Consider the following 18542-nt stretch of genomic DNA (forward strand, 5'->3'; position numbering starts at 1 on the left):
ATCGGGATCTGTCACCGGATGTTCAGCTTCTGCTGGTGGCTTCCACGAGAATCAGGTCTAGTGTTCACAACACACATAGGTCCAGACACGGGCCACGGATGTGCATCGCACCCGGAGACGGCCATGACCGACTTTCTGAACACTCCCGCATCAGGAACCACCACCTCGGCATCGAAGTTCACCCTTCTCACGAACACCAGAACCTCCAGGGGATCCGCGCGCCCTGGACAGTCCGGGGCCGTTGATACGGACCAGCTGACTGCGTGGGTTGCAGCCGAGCAGGATCGCGACGACGCTCCCACCGATGAGCAACTGACTCCAGCCGACATCGCAGCGCTGTCCACACGACGGTTGCGGATCCTGCTGAACCAGGCGTACGCACTGATGGACGCTGATCACCCGCCGTATGGAGCACATGACCGGTACCAGATGCTCATCGACGAGCTCGAGCGGCGGGTCGAGGCCGCCGTGGGTTGGGCGCCTGCATCTGCGTGTGGCTCATGGCCCCCTTGTTCATCCGTCATCAGGGCGTCCAGTTGCTGCCGCAGCTACTGACTGAAGCACTCCACAGCACTCCTGAAGGCCTCCCCTTGCACGCACCCTCCCTCACGGCTTCACCTCAGCTGTCATGATCGGCGCGGCACGTCTGGCGTTCGTCGCGGAGACGGCCAGGGTCGACATACCAGGGCGCACTGTCGCGCAGCCGGCAATGACAAGGACGCGGACGGCGGGTTCTGCGGCCGTCGCTGAGGGCGCTTGAGGCATCGTGGAGATGGGCTTCGGTGCGATTGCCGTAGCATTCGATGAGCGCTTGAGGTGGCCACTGGTTCAGCAGCGAGCCTTTTCTACCGACCGATACGTGGATGAGGAATTGATGCCGGACGAGAACGAACTGGCCCGTGAGGCCGAGCGGGACACCATCACCGCTCAGCTGCAGAACATGGTGCTCGAGAGCGATGACGTCCAGGAGTTCCTGACCGGGCTCGTCAGTGTCGCTGCGGAGGCTTTCACAGGGCGCTACGGGGACATTTTCTGCGGGATCACGCTTTTGCAGCCCCGATCCATGACCACCGTGGCCAGCAGCAGTGCCAGGGCCCAGCAGGTTGATGAGGTGCAGTACGGATTCGACGACGGACCGTGTCTGCGTGCAGCCCGTGAGGGCGTGACGGTCCACATTCCGGATTTTCTCACCGAGACTCGGTTCCCGGAGTACCGCGAAGCGATCGCAGCGCACGGGCTGCGATCAGCACTCGGGATACCGATACGTCTGGATGAGGGTGCGAGCGCCGGCCTGGACTTCTACTCCACGGAACCCGGAACCTTCGATGACAAGGGCATTCGTGTCGCCGAGGGTTTCGCCCGGGATGTGTCCCAGTCCCTGCGTCTGGCGGTGCGGGTCGCGAAGCTCACGGACGCGGCAGCGAACATGCGGGTGGCCATGGAGTCCCGGACCAGTATCGACATGGCGATCGGGGCGATCATGGCTCAGAACCGGTGCGGACAGAAAGAAGCGACCGCGATCCTGCGCCGCGCTTCCTCGAACCGGAACGTGAAGCTCCGCGACCTGTCCGTCGACATCCTCGCCTCGCTCGGACAGCACGAACCCGTCACCACGCACTTCGAGTCCTGATCCTGGCCTGCACCTCCCGGCGGGCCGCTCGACAGATGCCCGACACACCTGCCACGGAAGGGCCCAGAGGCAAGGCGGCAGGGGTATGGAAGATGTGAGATCCGTGCTGCGTGGTGGTCAGGCGTTGATCTCGTCTTCGACGAGGCGGGCGATCCTGCGCAGGAACCGCCCGTCCTGCGCCGAGAAGCTACGGGGGTGCTGATCGATGACGCACAGGGTCCCGACGGTCCATCCGCCCGGACCGCGCAGCGGGTAGCCGGCGTAGAAGCGGATGAACGGCTCCCCGACCACCAGGGGATTCGCGCTGAATCGGCCGTCCTCGAGCGCGTCCGGGACGATCAGCGGTCCCGCATTACGGATGGTCGCATTGCAGAACGTGATCTCCCTCGGCAGGTTCTGCTCGATGGGTCCGAGGACAGACTTCAGGAACATCCTGTGATCATCGATCAGGGCCACGATGGAGGAGCTGACCTGGAAATAATCCCTGACCTGCTGCGTGTACCGGTCGAAGCGTGCCTCCCCTGGTGAGTCCAACAGGTTCGTCCGGGTGACGGCGTCGAGGCGTTCCTGCTCGGCTTCCTCCGCCGTGAACAGGAACGCACCCAGGGCACCCAGGGACCGCTTGAAGTCCTCGGATGTTTCGGCAGGTTCGTCCTCCTCGCTGCGGGGAACACGGATGTCCACCGGCGTGTGTTCGAGGAGCTCGTTCATGGCATCGGCGAGAATGTTCCGCTCACTTCCATGCAGGACGAGCAGTCCGCCGAGGTAGGCCTGGACCTCGAACTGGGAGACGCTGCCGCCCAGGGCGTAGTACTTCACCCACAGCTCACTCACCGTGCAATGCGATCTCGCCAGGGCGAGCGTCGTCAGCCTGATCTGTATCTGGCCGTTCATTGGACCTCCGAGCCCGACCGTCCCCACTACCGAGTCCCACATGCTGAATCCGAGGCAGTGGCCCGATCACATCGATAAGAGCCCCGGCCGATCATCAGCCTACTTACCTATTCCACCGTAGTGCACACTTTGCTCCTCGCCGGACTGCTCGTCCTTTTTGCGCCTCGATGCCACGTGATGCGCCATCGCCCGTACTGTCGATCACCGGCCCCCGCCCGACATGCCCATGATCCTGGCCTGCGCCATATCGACGGTTGTCGATGTACGGGTATGCTGGCTGGCATGACGGCGATTTCCGAGCCCCGAACCATTGCTTCGACCAAGGACTTCGCGACCATCGAGATGGTTGATGCGGGCCCGTGCTGCGTACCGTCCGGGGCGCCCGCGATGAGCGTGGAGCGGGCTGAAGCATTGTCCAGGCAGTTCAAGGCGATCGCCGATCCGAATCGGTTGCGTCTGGTCTCCCTGATTTACTCCAGCGCAGAGAACGAGGCGTGCGTGTGTGATCTCACCGAGCCGCTGGACCTTGGGCAGCCGACGGTGTCGCATCATCTGAAGATCCTCGTCGACGCCGGGATCCTGCACCGCGAGAAGCGCGGCGTGTGGGCGTATTTCTCGATCGTGCCCGGCGCTCTGGACGCCCTCGCCGGCGTCCTCACCGAACCCGAGTAACACCCCAGCCTCCCGAATCCTGCTTGGCCCCTGCTTTCCTCCTTACCGACCAGAAGTGAGTATTCCTGTGAGTTTCAAGGCTGATAAGCCCTCTGTCCTGTTCGTGTGTGTGAAGAACGGGGGGAAGTCCCAGATGGCCGCCGGTCTGATGGACAAGGTCGCAGGAGACTCCGTGACCACCGCCTCTGCCGGGTCGAAGCCCGGATCCTCCGTCAATGCCCTGTCTGCCGAGGTCGTGGCAGAGGTCGGGGTCGACATCAGTCAGAAAGTGCCCCGCCAGATCACCGTCGAAGACCAGCAGCAGGCGGACCTCGTGGTCATCCTCGGCGCCGAGGCGCAGGTCGACGAGGTCGAAGGCACCCTGTACGAGCGGTGGGAGACCGACGAACCCAGCGAACGCGGCATCGACGGGATCGAGCGGATGCGCCTGGTCCGCGACGACATCCTCGACCGCGTCACCGCCCTCCACGCAACCCTCACCACTCGCTGACCCCAGCACCAGGGCTTCTCACCGGGCGACAACAGTCATGTTCTCTTGCCGGCGCCCGGTGTTCGCTTCCGAGCCCGTTACAACCTCACCTCACACCCACAGGTGAGTTCGTCGATGCGTCTTTTCCTGCCCTCCTGCTAGGAGCCCTGCTGCTATGACTGCCATGACCGTGGTCGCCGTCCTGATCTTCCTCGCCACCCTGACCCTGGTCATCTGGCAACCCAAAGGCCTCGGCATCGGCTGGTCCGCCCTCGGCGGCGCGGTCCTCGCGCTTCTGACCACGGTGGTGAGCCTGTCGGACATCCCGGTCGTGTGGGACATCGTCTGGAACGCGACCTTCGCGTTCGTCGCGATCGTGATCATCTCCCTCATCCTCGACGAATCCGGGTTCTTCACATGGGCGGCCCTGCACGTCGCCCGCTGGGGCAGAGGCAACGGGCGTCTGCTCTTCACCCTCATCGTCCTGCTCGGTGCCGCGATCGCGGCCGTGTTCGCGAACGACGGAGCGGCGCTGATCCTCACGCCGATCGTCATCCAGATGCTCCTGGCCCTGAAATTCCCCGCGAAGGCGTCCCTCGGATTCGTCATCGCCTGCGGTTTCATCGCCGACGCCGGGAGCCTGCCCCTGGTCGTCTCCAACCTCGTGAACATCGTCACCGCCGACTTCTTCGACATCAGCTTCGCCCGCTACGCCGCGGTCATGGTCCCGGTCGGCATCGTGTCCGTCGCCGCGAGCCTCGGCGTTCTCCTGCTGTTCTTCCGCACGGTGATCCCCCGCACCTACGACATGAGCGCCCTCGAGACACCCGAGTCGGCAATCGCGGACCCCCTGACCTTCAAGACCGGGTGGGTCATTCTCGGAGTCCTGCTCATCGGCTACTTCGCCGCCGAACCACTGCACATCCCACTGTCCGCCGTGGCAGGTGTCGGCGCAGTGGTCCTCATGCTGGTGGCATCCCGCAAACCTGCCTTCCTCTTCCCACGCATGCCCGTCCCGGCGATGCAGGAACCTGTGTCCGAGATCGATGCGGCAGGGCAGGCAGCCGACCTCGACTACGAAACTGTCGGAGCGGCCCACCGCCCCACCGGTGCCACAGCGAACAGTGCCCACCCGGCCTCTGGCACGTTCAGCTCGGACGTGGACGACGATGCGTCCCCCTCCTCAGCTGGTGGCGGTGCGGCTACGCTCCCGAACGGTCGGACCCCCCCCCGCGGATCCTGCAGGAAGCACCCTGGCAGATCGTCCTGTTCTCCATCGGCATGTACCTCGTCGTCTACGGATTGCGGAACCAGGGCCTCACCGACGAACTCGCCGGTGTGTTCTCGGCCATCAGCAACAACGGCGTGCTCATCACCGCGCTCGGCGTCGGCGTCCTCGTCGCGGTCCTCGCGTCCCTGATGAACAACATGCCCACCGTCCTCATCGCCTCCCTCGCCATCGGGGCCGCGGGATCAACCGGGCTGACGCAGGAGGCGATGATCTACGCCAACGTCATCGGGTCCGACCTCGGCCCCAAGATCACCCCCATCGGCAGCCTCGCCACCCTGCTCTGGCTCCACGTCCTGGACCGCAAGGGCATCCACATCGGCTGGGGCCAGTACTTCCGCACCGGGATCCTCCTGACCATCCCCGTCCTCATCATCACCCTCCTCGCCCTCGCCGGCTGGCTCACCATCATCGGCACCTGAACACCTTCACGCCTCCGGTCGCCGCGCTCCTGAACCTGTGCACCACCGAAGGCGTCTGACGACGCGATGCTCGAAAGAGATCGGCGGACTCACGTTCATACGCCGGCATCCGGATGCGCCGGAAGATCAGCGTGATTCCTCTGCAACCAAGTCAGGAACGGCTTGTTGTCGGTGTGAGTGACGCCGCCGAGAACTCTTGAGAAGCGCCCTACTACCGACGGGAGGTGGAAAGGCGCACTGCAGTGCGTGTCGAAGTAGATCCTGAGAGAAGGGCTTCTCGCCGTCGTCGTTGGCCTGGCCCCTGTCGTGGTCGCATACTGGCCGCATGATGATGTCGCTCGTGTTCGGTGTGGTGGCCTCCAGCGCGCTGATCATCGGGGCGCTGGTCGGTGTGCGGTTCAACCTGCCCAAGAGGGTGCTGGCAATCCTGCTGTCCTTCGCCGCAGGATCTCTGATCACAGCCCTGGCCTTCGAACTGTTCGAGGACGCCTTCGAACAGGGTGGTATCTGGCGGGCAGCACTGGGCCTGCTTGCAGGCGCTCTCGTCTTCACCGTCCTCAGCGCCCTGCTCGATCGATGGGCCCAAGCCGGCGAGGATCCCGCACCGGCCGACGAGCACGAAGGCAGCGCGAAACTGGACACCGACGCTGCCGCTTCGGACCATCCCGCGTCCCAAGCCTCAGTACGCGGCGCGGCAGGCCTGGCCCTGCTCGCCGCCGTCACGCTCGACGGGGTCCCGGAGAACGTCGCCCTCGGCGTGGCACTGGGCGGAGGCACCGGAGGCCTTGCCCTGCTGGCTGCGATCTTCGTCTCCAACCTCCCCGAAGCCCTCGTCGGAGCATCATCCATGCGCTCCCAGGGCTCATCGACGTCGAAGATACTCGGCCTATGGGGAGCCTGTGCCGTCCTCCTGGTTGCCGCCGTCCTCATCGGCGCCGGTCCCCTCTCAGGGGCAGACCCGGAAGCCATCTCACTGCCCCTGGCTTTCGCCGCCGGCGCTGTCATCGCGTCCCTGGCCGACACCCTCATGCCCGAAGCCTATGAACACGGGGGACCCGCAGTAGCCATGAGCACCGCCGCCGGTTTCGTCCTCTCCTTCACCCTGTCCCTCATGTAAACGTCCAGGTCGGCATTCCTACGACTAGTTGCTTCGCCCCTGATACCGCTGCGCGCTGGTGCACACTCCAGGCATTCGTTCGAACTCCCTCGCAGCAGGTCGCTGCCCACTTGTGGTCTCGGGTCCGGCGGTGGAAGGTGAAGGTAAGGCGGCTTCCTTTTCCGCCTGTCATCAGGAGGTTCCATGTTCTTCCACGTTCAGCAGCTCATCAACGAGATCATCCCCGACGAGCCGGATCCAGCCGCCGCCAACGCCCTGCAGGAAGGTCTCGGCGGGCAGTTCGGCGAGATGCGCACCATGATGCAGTACCTGTTCCAGAGCATGAACTTCCGTGGCGCAGCCGCCAAGCCCTACCGCGACCTGATCCAGGGCATCGGCACCGAGGAGATCAGCCACGTCGAGCTGATCGGCACCACGATCTCCCGGCTCCTCGACGGCTCCCCCCGCTATCAGGGCAAGCTCGAGGATCCGCTGGACACCCCGGGGGCCGGTGGCGCGATCCCGTTGAACCTGGCCCTGTCCCAGGGCAACATCCACCACTACCTCGTGGGCGCACAGGGTGCACTGCCCGTCGACTCGGCGGGCAATCCCTGGAGCGGCAGCTACGTGTACAACTCGGGCAACCTTCCCCTTGACCTGCTGTACAACCTGATGCTCGAGGCGACCGGCCGGCTGCAGAAGTGCCGCATGTACGAGATGACCGACAACAAGACCGCCCGCTCCACGATCTCCTACCTGATCGTCCGCGACCAGGCCCACGAGAACGGTTACGCGAAGGCCCTCGAGACCCTCGGGGTGAACTGGAAGTCGCTGCTACCGATCCCGAAGACCAACGCCGAGCAGTTCCCCGAGGTCAAGAAGCTCCTCGACCTGGGGTTGCAGAGCAAGCAGTACACCTTCGACCTCAAGGGTCAGTCGGAGGCCGGCAAGATCTACCAGGGGTTGTCCCCGTCGAACGACGGAACGACCCTCGACGCCAGCGAGCAGGCCCCCGAGGGCGTGCCGTCGGAGATCGCCCCCGAGCGGCTGGAGGAGTTCGCCCCCGGGCTCGACCCCCAACTGCTCGACCTGATCCAGGCCACGGCCGATATGGAGATGGCCGACATCGACGCGACATTCGGCCCAATGACCACCAAGTAACTGCCAACACTCATCGGAGGGGGTGCCGGCGACAGCTGGCACCCCCTCTCATGTGCACCGTGATTCGAAGTCCTCCCGACGGCCTCTGAGCGCCCTTGAGCTGATGGCTCCACGTCCGACTACGCAACACGCCGTATCCGCAGACAGGGATCCAGGCCTCCGTCCTCGGATCAGCCCCGCCGGCATACCCCGGCTCCGTCGACCCGCGCATGGGACCGCGGGATGGCCGGGCAACCAGACGTTCCGGAGTCGGGCGAGATGCGGCCTGCATCGAGGGTGATGATGTGGTCGGCCGCGGCAAGGGTGGTCTCGTCGTGGGAGACGCAGACGACGGTTGCCCCGCGACCCCGTTCCGCGACCAGAACCTCTGCCACGAGGGCCCGTGTGGTGGCGTCCAGACCGGTGGTGGGCTCGTCGAGCAGGACGATGTCCGCGCGCTGTGCGAGTCCTTGAGCCAGGAAGGCGCGTTGTCGCTGCCCTCCCGACAGCGCATTCAGGGGCCGGCTCTGATAGCCGGCCAGGCCGACGAGGTCGATGCACTCATCGATGATGCGGTGATCCTCGGCGTGCAGGCGTCGCAGCATTCCCGCCGTGGACCAGCGACCCATGGTTACGACGTCGCGAACCGTGAGCGGCATGCGGTCGGAGACTTCGCTGCGCTGGACGACAAGCGCCCTGCGCGCATTCCGGAGTGTCGACACCGTTCCGCGGCGGGGTGCCAGCACCCCGGCAAGCACCGCCAGCAGCGTGGATTTTCCTGAGCCATTGGGTCCAGCGATCGCCGTGACGGCGTCGGGCTGGATCGACAGGGTGATGCCGCGCAGAGCATCGACTCCGTCGTGATCGAACCACACGTCCGTCAGCACGATCGGCCCCGATGAACCAGCCCCCGAGTCCGACGGGTGCGGGCTGGATCTGCTGAAGTGCTGCTGAGGCGGGGAGGAGGCGCGTCGAGCGGAAGGCATCCCACGAAACTAGCATATTGAGAACGAAACTCATTTAAGTCTAGGGTGGCAGGGTGACCCTGTTCCTCGAACCTTTCTCCACGGACTTCATGCTGCGTGCTCTCATCGGCGGTTCGCTGTGCGCCGCCATCTGCGCCGTGGTCGGCACGTGGGTGGTCATCAGGGGCATGGCGTTCCTCGGGGAGGCGATGGCGCACGGAATGCTGCCCGGCGTGGCCCTCGCGACATTGGCGGGTGTCCCGGTCATCCTCGGCGCGGCCTGCAGTGCCGTGGTGATGAGTCTTGGCGTGAGCTTCCTCGCCCGGCGGGGCCGGCTGTCCCATGACACGAGCATCGGTCTCTTCTTCGTCGGCATGCTCGCCGCGGGGGTCATCATCATCTCCCACTCCCGCAGCTTCGCGACCGATGCCACAGCCATCCTGTTCGGCGACGTCCTTGCCATCGGGCCCAGCGAGGTTCAGCTCCTTGCCGGCGCACTGATCCTCACGGTACTGATCGCCGCAGGTTTCCACCGCTCCTTCGTCGCCCTCGCCTTCGACCGCCGCGTCGCCCACGTCATGGGACTGCGTCCCCGGCCGGCCCAGGTACTCCTCGTCGGACTCGTAACCCTGGCCGTCGTCGCCTCCTACCAGGCGGTGGGCGCCTTGCTGGTCATCGGACTGCTCCTCGCCCCTGCTGTCGCCGCTGCCGCGTGGACCACGCGCATCCCGACGACCATGGGGCTTGCGGCCCTGATCGGGGCGTTCTCGGTCTTCCTCGGGCTCCTGGCTTCGTGGCATCACGGGACGGCCGCCGGCGCTTCGATCGCCCTTGCCGCCATCGCCTGTGCCGCCATGTCGAGCATCGTCCGCGGCATGACCCGGCGCACCACCTCTTCTGACAGTTCTCCACAGAACGTCGATCGTCCAGCCGGTTCGGAACCGGAACGTCCATCACAGAAAGCCCTTCGTGCGAACGCCTGAAACTCTTGTGCTCTGCCTCCCTCTGCTCGCCCTGACTCTTACTTCCTGCTCCACCACCACCCCGTCCGGCCCCTCCGCGGATATCGCCAGTGGCCCTCCGGCCGCCTCCAGTCCGGCCTCGCCCCAGATCGGCGACGGTCACGGAACACTCGAGGGCTCCACGGAAGTCGCTGAACCGCAGCTTCACCTGATGACCCTGGACACCGGCGGACGGATCGTCCTGCTCAACCTCGCCGATGGAACGACCACCACCGTCGGCGATGTCCCCGAGGTCAGCAGCACCTCGACGGACGGGCGGTACCTCTTCGCGTCCTCAGCGACCACGGGAGCCCTGACGATCGTCGACAGCGGCATGTGGACGTGGGATCACGAGGACCATTTCCACTACTACAGCGGCGAACCCAGAACCATCGGCACCGTCGAAGGCGACGGCGAAGCCGTCGTCACCTCCGCCTCATCGGGGACGGGCGTCTACTTCCCCGACAGCGGCAAGGGCACTGTGTTCGACAACGATGCCCTGGCCAGGGGCGAGCTCGATGTCCGCACCGAACTCTCCGGAGAACCACATGCCGGGATGCTCGTCCCGCTCTCGGACCTCACCCTCCTCACCGAACCCGGCAGCACGGGCACCGCCGCGTCCGTGCAGGCATACGGCAAGGACGGTCGACCGATCGACGGCACGTCCGCCGAGTGCGTGGACGCCCAGGGCACCATCGCCACAGCTGTCGGCACTGTCATCGGCTGCGACGACGGCGCCCTCCTGGCAACCCTTGACGGCGATCAGGTCAGCTACGAGCGCATCCCCTACCCGGCCGACATGGACGCGCCCAAGGCCACGGAGTTCCGGGCCCGCGAAGGCCGCCCCACGGTCGCCGCCGTCGCCGGGGACCAGGGCGCCTGGCTGCTGGACACCCGGGAACGCTCATGGCAGTTCGTCCCGACCGAAGTCCCGCTCCTGCAGGTCTCCGCGGTCGACGACCGGGAAGGCCATGTCGTCGCCCTCGCCGCAGACGGCCGCATCCTCGTCCTCACCGCCGAGACCGACGAGGTGATTGCCGCCACCGGACCCCTGCTACCCCAGACCCTGCACGACCCCGACCTGATGACCGGGGTCGAGTTGACCGTCGACCAGCAGCGCGCATACCTCAATGCCCCGGCCGAACACACCCTGTTCGAGATCGACTTCGCCGACAACGCCCGGATCGCCCGCACGTTCGACACCGACACCGTCCCCGCGCACCTGGTGGAGGTCGGGCGATGACTCGAACACGTAGGTACGTGGCACTGGTCCTGGCCGTGACAACGATGGTCGGGGCTTCCGGGTGCGCCACCGCCGGGAGCACCAAGCCCGTCATCGTGGTCACCACGAACATCCTCGGCGACGTCGTGCAGAACGTCGTCGGCGACGAGGCCGATGTCCGCGTCCTCATGCAACCCAATGCCGACCCGCACTCCTTCGAGATCTCCGCGCAGGACGGGGCGATGATGCGGCAGGCCGATCTCATCGTCACCAACGGGCTCGGCCTCGAAGAGGGGCTCCAGCAGCACATCGACAGCGCCCAGTCCGACGACGTACCCCTCCTCGTCGCCGGTAACGTCATCGAACCCCTCGCCTATGCGGAGGGGGAATCCGAGGGGTCCATGGACCCCCACTTCTGGACCGACCCGACACTCATGATCGAGGTCGTCGACGAACTTCAGGAGCAGACCCTGAGGATCGACGACATCGACCCGGAAGCCGTCGAGTCCTCCACCTCGGCCTACAAGACCGAGCTCACCGACCTCGACCGGACCATGACCGAAGCCTTCGCGGCCATCCCGGTGGAGCGGCGGAACCTCGTCACCAATCACCACGTTTTCGGCTACCTCGCCGAACGGTACGGCTTCCGGCTCATCGGAGCCGTCATCCCGGGAGGCACCACCCTCGCCTCCCCCAGTGCCTCCGATCTCCGCGACCTCGTCGGAGCGATCGAGGAAGCACAGGTGACCACGATCTTCGCCGAGTCCTCCCAACCCGACCGCCTCGTCCAGGTACTCGCCGACGGCGCGAACATCGACGTCGACGTCGTCGAGCTCTTCACCGAATCCCTCACCGACCCGGGCGAGGGCGCAGACACGTACCTGACCATGATGCGCACCAACACCGAACGCATCGCCGCCGGACTCTCTCCTTGAAAGTCCAGAACACAGAAAGAACGATGATGACAACGAACCCGCTCCCGTACCGCCCGAAGCGCCTGGCCCTCGCAGCCACGGTCGCTACCTCCGCCCTCCTGATGACCGCCTGCGGGTCCCCCTCGGAACCGGCGGCTGACACGTCCGCCATGCCGGAGACCACCACCTCAGCCGCTGCAGCCGGCGAGCAGACGCCCCGCGTCGCCCTGACCTACGACGGCGGGATCGTGGTCCTCGACGGCACCACACTGGAGCTCGAGGGCGACCTGCCCATCGACGGCTTCACGCGCCTGAACCCCGCAGGCGACGGACGCCACGCCCTCGTCACCGTGCCCGAGGGTTTCCAGGTCCTGGACCTCGGCACGTGGACCGACTCCTCCGGCTCACAGCAGGCGGAACCGAAGCTCACGGACCTCATGTTCGAGGCCGACACCGCCGGCCACGTGGTCCAGCACGGCGACAAGACCATCCTCTACGCCGACGGCACCAGCGACACCACCATCTACACCACCGACGATCTCCTCGAGGATCCCGAAAGCCTCCCGGCGACCGAGGTCATCGAAGGCGAAGAAGCCCACCACGGTGTCTCCATCGTCCTTGACGACGGCACCTTCCTGACCACCGTCGGCAACTCCGAGAGCCGCTCGGGCATCGAGGTCCTGGACGCCGACGGCAACGAGGTCGCCACGAGCGACAAGTGCCCCTCCGTCCACGGGGAGGGCACGGCCATGAACGAGGCCGTCGTGTTCGGCTGCAGCGACGGCGCACTCGTCTACGACAACGGCGAGATCACCAAGATCGACGCGCCGGACGAATTCGGCCGTATGGGCAACGCGTACGTCAGCGAGACCAGCCCCATCATCACCGGCGACTACAAGGACGACCCCGACCTCGAGGGCTACCTCCTGCACCAGCTCACGCTGATCGACACCGAGACCAAGACCATGAAGGTGATCGACCTGCCCGAGGGCGTCGAGTACACCTTCCGTGACGTGGCCCGCGGACCGAACGACGAGGTCCTGATCCTCGCCTCCGACGGAGCCCTGCACTCGATGGACCCCGAGACCGGTGCGATCACCGACTCCCTGCCGGTCATCGACGCGTGGGAAGGCCCGGTCGAATGGCAGGATCCGCACCCTGCCATCAAGGTCGTCGGCGGCACCGCGTACATCACCGATCCCGCAGCCAAGAAGCTCCACGCCGTCGACATCGCCACCGGTGAGATCACGTCCTCGGACGAGCTCCCCGGCACTCCGAACGAGATCGCGGCCGTCGAAGGCTGACTTCGACAAACATGACCGCAGCAGGGGCCGGCACCGTCGGGGAGTGCCGGCCCCTGCTGCTTCATGTGCGGCAGCCGTCGCGGTCAGGAGTGGACACCTGCTGGGCCCTTCCAGCCGGTCAGCGAGCTTCTGCCAGGTCTTGTGGGTAACACAGAGGGTAAGCTGGCTTATAAAGGTGTTCGTCTGGGTCCGGTCCGGGTCCCCAGGAGTGTTTTCAGGAACATGGACATGATCGTTCCCGGTTGAAGCCTGAGCAGGCGATGGTATGACCGCGTACACGCAACAACGGAGCACTCATCTGGCAGTCCATCATGCCGGTCTGACGTCTGCAGATCTATGGGTCCACTACTACGCGATCGGCGGGCAGCTGGAGCTCTTCGAGATGGACGCCTATCTGCACGGCGTGTACGAACTGTCGCAGAGCGAACGGAACACCGTTGCCATTGCTGTGAACGAGCTGATCGATGAGCTCCCCCAACGCCCCAGAGCCGAGTTCGTGCGACTTCCTCTCCTCGACTGACGAGGTACCGGGGTACCCGCGCGGCTCACGGCCACCTCCGTCCGCGTCGCCGCCCAGGTCGACATAGCAACTCCCCGCGTATGAGGTCAGACGCCTGGACGCCGATGGATCTGATCCGGTGCCGGGATGACGAGGGTGAGGCAGGGAGGCCGCAGCAGGACCGCGTGGGTGACAGATCCCAGTCCCATCCCTGCTCTCGCACCCTTCCCGTGCCGCCCGATGACGAGCAATGAGGCATCCCGGCTGTGTCGAGCCAGCGCACGGGCAGGCGCATGCACCGTATCGACGATCCAACTCACCATCAGGGCCGGGTACGCGGTCCGAAGTGCGCTCAGAATCGCCGACGTACTGACTGTCCGCGCCTCCGTGGCCGGTGAGGACGGCCGGACGGCCTCCACAACTCTCAGGGGTGTCCGCATCCGGTTGGCTTCGAAAGCTGCCCGTCTCAACGCTTCGTAGGACTCCGCGGACCCGTCGACGCCCGTGACGACGTGTCCTGCCCCCGTCCCGTTCTGACCACCACCTCGATGACCGAGCGGGACGATGAGCACGGGAGCCGCGGACCCGAGCGCGACCTCGATCGCCACGGATCCCTGGAAGACGCCTGTGCGGGTGTTCATCCTGTCCGCTCCGACGACGAGCAGAGAAGCTCCGGCGGACAGGCCGAGCAAAGCATGGACGACATCTCCGCAATGCAGGTACGTACTCGTCCTGAGTCCCGGTGATCGCGCCTCCAGGCGCAGCGACTCGGCCCGCAGCAGAGCTCTGCCCCGTTCGACGACAGGCCCGTATCGGGTGCCGGGCGGCATCAGATCCGCACTCGGAACAGCGTGAACGAGCATCAACGCACGATCGGTGTCACGCGCACGACGCGCAGCCCATTCGAGGGCAGGATTCACTGAGGCAGCCTCGCGTACTGCAACCAGTAGCGGACGAGGTTCGTGCGCGGCCGTGGGATCGGAGTGTGGTTCGGCAACTGTCAGCATGGAGACGTCCGAAGGACGGACCCGCGCGCATGGGTGAGCAGTCGTCCTGATCCTGGTGCGATCGTGCGTCGGATGCGCTCGACGGCGCGTGGAGTCTCCGAGGATGGACGGGTTTCCTGCTTCCGGGCGGTCGCCGACCCGGAACTGTCCTCGTCGGCTGGGGTCGAGGCCGCCCCCCGTCCCGCCGTGCGGAAGGCACGAACGTCCGTGACCGTGGGCTGCCGGGCTGCGTGGCGAGTGAAGATGCGCATCAGCTTCTCGTCTCCTTCGTCCTCTGGGGCGACCGCGATGATCGGGCTCTGTGGTCCTGGCTGAGATCCCTCAGGTGCGGGAGCCCGGCCAGGGCCCTCCTGGAATCGGTATCGCCGTGTTCTGCGCCCGTCGCGATCAGGGCGAGCTCGGGACGGTGAGCGCAGGAGGTGCAATGCCAGGAGCGACGACAGGCGCAGCACCAGGCATGACGACGGACTGTCGGCTGCCCCGGGTTGCTCGAGCACCCAGTCGCGTCATCGAGTCCGATCGTCGTTTGGCGAGTCCTCGTAGGGAGGTGTTGGATTCAGTCGCCAGGTGGGATGGACGACGGCGGACACTCGCCGGGGTCGGCGCCGGCAGGACAACCGGCAGCACGAGCGGATCGTCGGTCTTCGGGCGAGTGGTCATGCCTCAGTATGCGCCTGCACCGCAAGACGGTGTCGGGCGAGGTCCGCGCGCATCAGGAGGATGGCGCTGACCAGCCGGTACTCGTAGCGAGCCTTCTCCGGCGGGTTCTCCATGTCCAGGGCCTGGTACAGGCGGTTGGCGTGGACGCGCAGTTCCCGCATCGACATGCGCAAGTAGTTGGGCCGCGGTTGTGCGATGGCTTCCTGGGCCGGTCGGCGCACCAGGTCCGGTCTCGCAGGTGAGGTGTGAGGGCTCATCATCGACTCCGTGGGAAGGCGTTGGTCGAGCCCCCTGCTGAGCCATGTGTAGGCACTCTATCGACATTCACCTCACCGCCGGAAACCCGACCCAGCATGACGGCGCTGCTTCGTCCGCGCCGTCACCCCCGCGGCAACGGCTCCACCGGGTTGGGCTGGTCGAGCAGGGCAGTCCCTGCGGCGTCCGCGCTCCGCAGCTCGTCCAGCCGCACGCACACCACGCCGGCCACGATCAGGAGCCCGCCGAGCAGCTGCAGGGGTCCGGGCAGCTCACCGAGGATCAGCCAGGCCGCGAGCACCGCGAACATCACCTCGGTCAGCGCCACGAAGCTGGCCACCTTGGACCCGAGGCGCTGCGCGGCGAGGATCCCGGTCACGTAGGCGGCCACCGTCGCCACGAGGACGAGCACGGCGACCGGCACGATCCAGCTGTAGGTCGCCCCGGCCAGGGAGACGTCGGCGAACACGAACCGGAACGGCATGATGTTCGTCAGGCCGAGGACCACTATGGTTCCCGCCGCGACCACCATCCCGCCGCCGGCCATCACGAGCGGGGGGAGGGACTCGTCCACCTTCGCGGACATGAGGAAGAACACCACGAGGCACACGGCCGCGGCGAGACCGAAGAGCACGCCCACGGGATCCAGCCGGGTGTCACCCGTGAGGTCCAGGACGAGCAGCAGTCCGAGGACGGCCGTGACGGAACCAATGATCGTGAGGACCTGCGGCGCCTTCCGCGAGCGCAGCCACAGGAAGCCGACGATCAGCACGGGCGCCAGGTACTCGAGGAGCAGCGACACCCCGACGGACATGCGCTGCACGGCATTGAAGTAGAACAGCTGGCACAGGGCGATCGCCGTGGTCCCGTAGATGACGATCGTCAGGGCATTGCCGCGGAGTGTCGCCCAGCGGCCTCGCAGGGCGATCAGCACCGGGACGAGGAGCACGACGGCGGCACCCCCGATCCGGAGCCCCACGGCGGCGCCGGGGCTCCAGCCGATCTCGAGGAGGGACTTGGCGAACGGTCCGGAGACGCCGAACGTCGCGGCGGAGACGATTGCCAGCCAGAGGCCGGCGGTGGGGCGCAGGGGCACGTCCGCTCCTTCGGGTCGGGAAGTGGTGTCATGAGTGACAAGTGGTTATGGTCGTGACACTAGGGGTTCGTGATGTCAGGAGTCAACATGTCTTTCACCTATGACACGGAGGTGGCGCTCGCGTCCGCGGCCGCACTCATCAACAGTGCGAAGGACGACGTCGACCCGCTGGACACCCTGGAAGGCCTGGACCGCTTCCTCGAGGAGCAGCGCTTCTCCGGCTCGCGGACACACACCGAGGCGGAACTCGACGCCGTGCGCGCACTGCGCGCCGAGCTGGAGGTCCTCTGGTTCGCGGACGAGGACGACGCCGTCGCGCTCGTCAATGCGATCCTGCGGCGCGCCAATGCACTCCCCCAGCTCGTCCGGCACGACGAGTGGGACTGGCACCTCCATGCCACAGCACCCGAGGCGCCGCTCGAGGAGCGGATGGCGACCGAGGCGGCCATGGCACTGGCCGACGTGATCCGCAGTCACGAACTCGACCGCCTCCGCTCCTGCGCGGCCGAGGACTGCGACGGAGTGGTGCTGGACCTCAGCCGCAACCGCTCGAAGCGCTTCTGCGACATGGGCAACTGCGCGAACCGCACGCACGTCAAGGCCTACCGCGCCCGGAAGGCCCGGAGCGCCTGATCACCCCCGAACGTCTCACTTCGATAACGTTCGCCCACACCCTTGTCGCAGCCTGCCTTCCACGGATATGTTGTCTTCGCCTACATATCGTCGATGGTGACATCGACCGGGCGCTACAGCGTTGTATCAGCTCGATCCAGCCATAAGGCACACCAAGGCATGCCGACCGTTACCTCCGGCCCCTGCCCCGGGCGTGCCGCCACCCGGACGGATCCTTTTCAAAGGCTCAACCCATGACCACGATCAAGAATGTCTCGGCCTTCCTGCTGGCAGTCGGTGTCGCAGCGGGAATGTCGGCCTGTGCGCCGGCCGGATCGACCGCCCCCGAAGCCGAGGGCGATGACGCCACCACCAGCTGCAACGTCGGCATCTCCATGCCCACCCGCAGCCTCGAGCGCTGGATCAACGACGGCGAGGGACTCAAGGAGAAGCTCGAAGCCGCCGACTGCACCGTCGACCTGCAGTACGCGGACAACAAGACGGACCAGCAGATCAGCCAGATCCAGAACCAGGTGGCCGGCGGGGCGAAGATCCTCGTCGTCGCGGCCATCGACGGCCAGACCCTCGGGCCCGCCCTCGAGGACGCAGCGTCCCAGGACGTCAAGGTCATCGCGTACGACCGCCTGATCAACGGCACCGAGGCCGTGGACTACTACGCCACCTTCGACAACTACAAGGTGGGCCAGCTCCAGGGCCAGTTCATCGAGGAGCAGCTCGGACTGGCCGACGGCAAGGGCCCGTTCAACCTCGAGCCCTTCGCTGGCAGCCCCGACGACAACAACGCCGCGTTCTTCTTCGCCGGGGCGTGGGACGTCCTCCTGCCCTACGTCGAGTCGGGCCAGCTGGTCGTCCCCTCCGGGAAGTCGCCGGCGGACAACGACGGCTGGAAGGCCATCGGCATCCTCGGCTGGGGCTCCGACGACGCCCAGGCCGAGATGGACAACCGCCTGCAGTCGTTCTACACCGGCGGTGACAAGGTCGACGTCGTGCTCTCACCCAACGACAGCCTCGCGCTCGGCATCGAGGCGTCCCTGGATGCCGCCGGCTACAAGCCGGGCACGGACTGGCCGCTCATCACGGGACAGGACGCCGACGTCGCCAACGTCAAGGCGATCCTGGCCGACCAGCAGTCGATGACCGTCTGGAAGGACACCCGCGAGCTCGGCGGCCAGGTGGAGTCGATGATCCAGGCGATCGTCGCCGGCGAGGAGGTCGAGGTCAACGACACCGAGACCTACGACAACGGCACCAAGGTCGTCCCCTCCTACCTCCTCGATCCCGTGGTCGTGGCGAAGGACGACGTCGAGCCCACGCTCGTGGAGTCCGGCTTCGTGAAGGCAACAGACGTCGTTCCCGGACAACGGGGGGCGGGAGG

The 18542-nt window shown here is 66.1% G+C and carries 17 protein-coding genes and 2 pseudogenes; 14 read left to right on the plus strand and 5 right to left on the minus strand.

Annotated features, from left to right (window positions below; translation table 11 throughout):
- Positions 1-772 precede the first annotated feature (772 nt).
- Positions 773-1630 (plus strand): GAF and ANTAR domain-containing protein, encoded by an 858-nt coding sequence (locus ACX80L_RS04405; RefSeq protein ID WP_459288091.1) that lies wholly within the window; start codon positions 773-775, stop codon positions 1628-1630.
- Positions 1631-1747: 117 nt separating this feature from the next.
- Here the strand turns inward: ACX80L_RS04405 and ACX80L_RS04410 are convergent, their stop codons facing one another.
- Complete coding sequence (locus ACX80L_RS04410) at positions 1748-2524, minus strand: GAF domain-containing protein (protein ID WP_459287919.1); 777 nt, start codon at positions 2522-2524, stop codon at positions 1748-1750.
- Positions 2525-2806: 282 nt separating this feature from the next.
- Between ACX80L_RS04410 and ACX80L_RS04415 the strand changes: the two genes are divergently transcribed.
- The 6 genes and pseudogenes from ACX80L_RS04415 (at position 2807) to ACX80L_RS04440 (ending at position 7632) form a co-directional block, all read left to right on the plus strand.
- Positions 2807-3196 carry an ArsR/SmtB family transcription factor gene (locus ACX80L_RS04415; RefSeq protein WP_459269440.1) on the plus strand — a complete coding sequence of 130 codons (390 nt, stop codon included), beginning with the start codon at positions 2807-2809 and terminating at the stop codon, positions 3194-3196.
- Between the two features lie 103 nt (positions 3197-3299).
- Positions 3300-3686, plus strand: a complete 387-nt coding sequence (locus ACX80L_RS04420) for an arsenate-mycothiol transferase ArsC (protein ID WP_459288093.1) — start codon at positions 3300-3302, stop codon at positions 3684-3686.
- Between the two features lie 163 nt (positions 3687-3849).
- A pseudogene (locus ACX80L_RS04425) lies at positions 3850-4647 on the plus strand (ArsB/NhaD family transporter); the annotation flags it as partial.
- Positions 4648-4946: 299 nt separating this feature from the next.
- Positions 4947-5375, plus strand: a complete 429-nt coding sequence (locus ACX80L_RS04430) for an ArsB/NhaD family transporter (RefSeq protein ID WP_459287921.1) — start codon at positions 4947-4949, stop codon at positions 5373-5375.
- Positions 5376-5700: 325 nt separating this feature from the next.
- A complete protein-coding gene (locus ACX80L_RS04435) occupies positions 5701-6492 on the plus strand; it encodes a ZIP family metal transporter (RefSeq protein WP_133079903.1) in 792 nt (263 codons plus the stop codon).
- A gap of 183 nt (positions 6493-6675) precedes the next feature.
- Complete coding sequence (locus tag ACX80L_RS04440; RefSeq protein WP_133079904.1) at positions 6676-7632, plus strand: manganese catalase family protein; 957 nt, start codon at positions 6676-6678, stop codon at positions 7630-7632.
- A 170-nt stretch (positions 7633-7802) separates the two neighbouring features.
- On the opposite strand, the gene aztA is transcribed toward ACX80L_RS04440, so the two are convergent.
- Positions 7803-8498, minus strand: a complete 696-nt coding sequence (gene aztA, locus ACX80L_RS04445; RefSeq protein ID WP_459287924.1) for a zinc ABC transporter ATP-binding protein AztA — start codon at positions 8496-8498, stop codon at positions 7803-7805.
- A gap of 152 nt (positions 8499-8650) precedes the next feature.
- Here aztA and aztB point away from each other — a divergent pair, with 152 nt between their 5' ends.
- From aztB to ACX80L_RS04470, 5 genes are all read left to right on the plus strand, one after another.
- Positions 8651-9559, plus strand: a complete 909-nt coding sequence (gene aztB / locus ACX80L_RS04450) for a zinc ABC transporter permease AztB (protein ID WP_133079906.1) — start codon at positions 8651-8653, stop codon at positions 9557-9559.
- A gap of 190 nt (positions 9560-9749) precedes the next feature.
- Positions 9750-10820 carry an ABC transporter gene (locus ACX80L_RS04455; protein WP_459287926.1) on the plus strand — a complete coding sequence of 357 codons (1071 nt, stop codon included), beginning with the start codon at positions 9750-9752 and terminating at the stop codon, positions 10818-10820.
- Positions 10817-11734: a zinc ABC transporter substrate-binding protein AztC gene (aztC, locus tag ACX80L_RS04460; protein ID WP_459287928.1), complete on the plus strand. Its 918-nt coding sequence runs from the start codon at positions 10817-10819 to the stop codon at positions 11732-11734. Before ACX80L_RS04455 ends, aztC begins: the two co-directional genes overlap by 4 nt.
- Positions 11735-11760: 26 nt before the next feature.
- On the plus strand, positions 11761-13017 hold the full coding sequence (gene aztD, locus ACX80L_RS04465; protein ID WP_459287930.1) for a zinc metallochaperone AztD: 1257 nt from the start codon (positions 11761-11763) through the stop codon (positions 13015-13017).
- Positions 13018-13282: 265 nt separating this feature from the next.
- On the plus strand, positions 13283-13537 hold the full coding sequence (locus ACX80L_RS04470) for a hypothetical protein (RefSeq protein ID WP_459269432.1): 255 nt from the start codon (positions 13283-13285) through the stop codon (positions 13535-13537).
- A gap of 86 nt (positions 13538-13623) precedes the next feature.
- Here the strand turns inward: ACX80L_RS04470 and ACX80L_RS04475 are convergent, their stop codons facing one another.
- The 3 genes from ACX80L_RS04475 to ACX80L_RS04485 all read right to left on the minus strand — a co-directional run bounded on the left by ACX80L_RS04475 (position 13624) and on the right by ACX80L_RS04485 (position 16534).
- Complete coding sequence (locus ACX80L_RS04475) at positions 13624-14523, minus strand: universal stress protein (RefSeq protein ID WP_459287932.1); 900 nt, start codon at positions 14521-14523, stop codon at positions 13624-13626.
- Between the two features lie 656 nt (positions 14524-15179).
- Positions 15180-15440 carry a hypothetical protein gene (locus ACX80L_RS04480; RefSeq protein WP_133079911.1) on the minus strand — a complete coding sequence of 87 codons (261 nt, stop codon included), beginning with the start codon at positions 15438-15440 and terminating at the stop codon, positions 15180-15182.
- Between the two features lie 122 nt (positions 15441-15562).
- A complete protein-coding gene (locus ACX80L_RS04485) occupies positions 15563-16534 on the minus strand; it encodes an EamA family transporter (protein ID WP_459287934.1) in 972 nt (323 codons plus the stop codon).
- Between the two features lie 87 nt (positions 16535-16621).
- On the opposite strand from ACX80L_RS04485, the gene ACX80L_RS04490 reads away from it, so the two are divergent.
- Both ACX80L_RS04490 and chvE read left to right on the plus strand, forming a co-directional pair.
- Positions 16622-17167 (plus strand): CGNR zinc finger domain-containing protein, encoded by a 546-nt coding sequence (locus ACX80L_RS04490; RefSeq protein ID WP_459287936.1) that lies wholly within the window; start codon positions 16622-16624, stop codon positions 17165-17167.
- A gap of 233 nt (positions 17168-17400) precedes the next feature.
- Positions 17401-18516: pseudogene (gene chvE, locus ACX80L_RS04495) on the plus strand (multiple monosaccharide ABC transporter substrate-binding protein); the annotation flags it as partial.
- Positions 18517-18542: the final 26 nt, after the last annotated feature.

It is taken from the genome of Arthrobacter sp. MDT1-48-3 (assembly GCF_054511015.1).

Bases quoted from the DNA above. Each gene is read 5' to 3' on its own strand.
- ACX80L_RS04405 (WP_459288091.1), top strand. From the start codon at position 773: ATGGGCTTCGGTGCGATTGCCGTAGCATTCGATGAGCGCTTGAGGTGG.
- ACX80L_RS04410 (WP_459287919.1), bottom strand. From the start codon at position 2,524: ATGAACGGCCAGATACAGATCAGGCTGACGACGCTCGCCCTGGCGAGA.
- ACX80L_RS04415 (WP_459269440.1), top strand. From the start codon at position 2,807: ATGACGGCGATTTCCGAGCCCCGAACCATTGCTTCGACCAAGGACTTC.
- ACX80L_RS04430 (WP_459287921.1), top strand. From the start codon at position 4,947: ATGTACCTCGTCGTCTACGGATTGCGGAACCAGGGCCTCACCGACGAA.
- ACX80L_RS04435 (WP_133079903.1), top strand. From the start codon at position 5,701: ATGATGATGTCGCTCGTGTTCGGTGTGGTGGCCTCCAGCGCGCTGATC.
- ACX80L_RS04440 (WP_133079904.1), top strand. From the start codon at position 6,676: ATGTTCTTCCACGTTCAGCAGCTCATCAACGAGATCATCCCCGACGAG.
- ACX80L_RS04455 (WP_459287926.1), top strand. From the start codon at position 9,750: ATGACCCTGGACACCGGCGGACGGATCGTCCTGCTCAACCTCGCCGAT.
- aztC (WP_459287928.1), top strand. From the start codon at position 10,817: ATGACTCGAACACGTAGGTACGTGGCACTGGTCCTGGCCGTGACAACG.
- aztD (WP_459287930.1), top strand. From the start codon at position 11,761: ATGACAACGAACCCGCTCCCGTACCGCCCGAAGCGCCTGGCCCTCGCA.
- ACX80L_RS04470 (WP_459269432.1), top strand. From the start codon at position 13,283: ATGACCGCGTACACGCAACAACGGAGCACTCATCTGGCAGTCCATCAT.
- ACX80L_RS04475 (WP_459287932.1), bottom strand. From the start codon at position 14,523: ATGCTGACAGTTGCCGAACCACACTCCGATCCCACGGCCGCGCACGAA.
- ACX80L_RS04480 (WP_133079911.1), bottom strand. From the start codon at position 15,440: ATGAGCCCTCACACCTCACCTGCGAGACCGGACCTGGTGCGCCGACCG.
- ACX80L_RS04490 (WP_459287936.1), top strand. From the start codon at position 16,622: ATGTCTTTCACCTATGACACGGAGGTGGCGCTCGCGTCCGCGGCCGCA.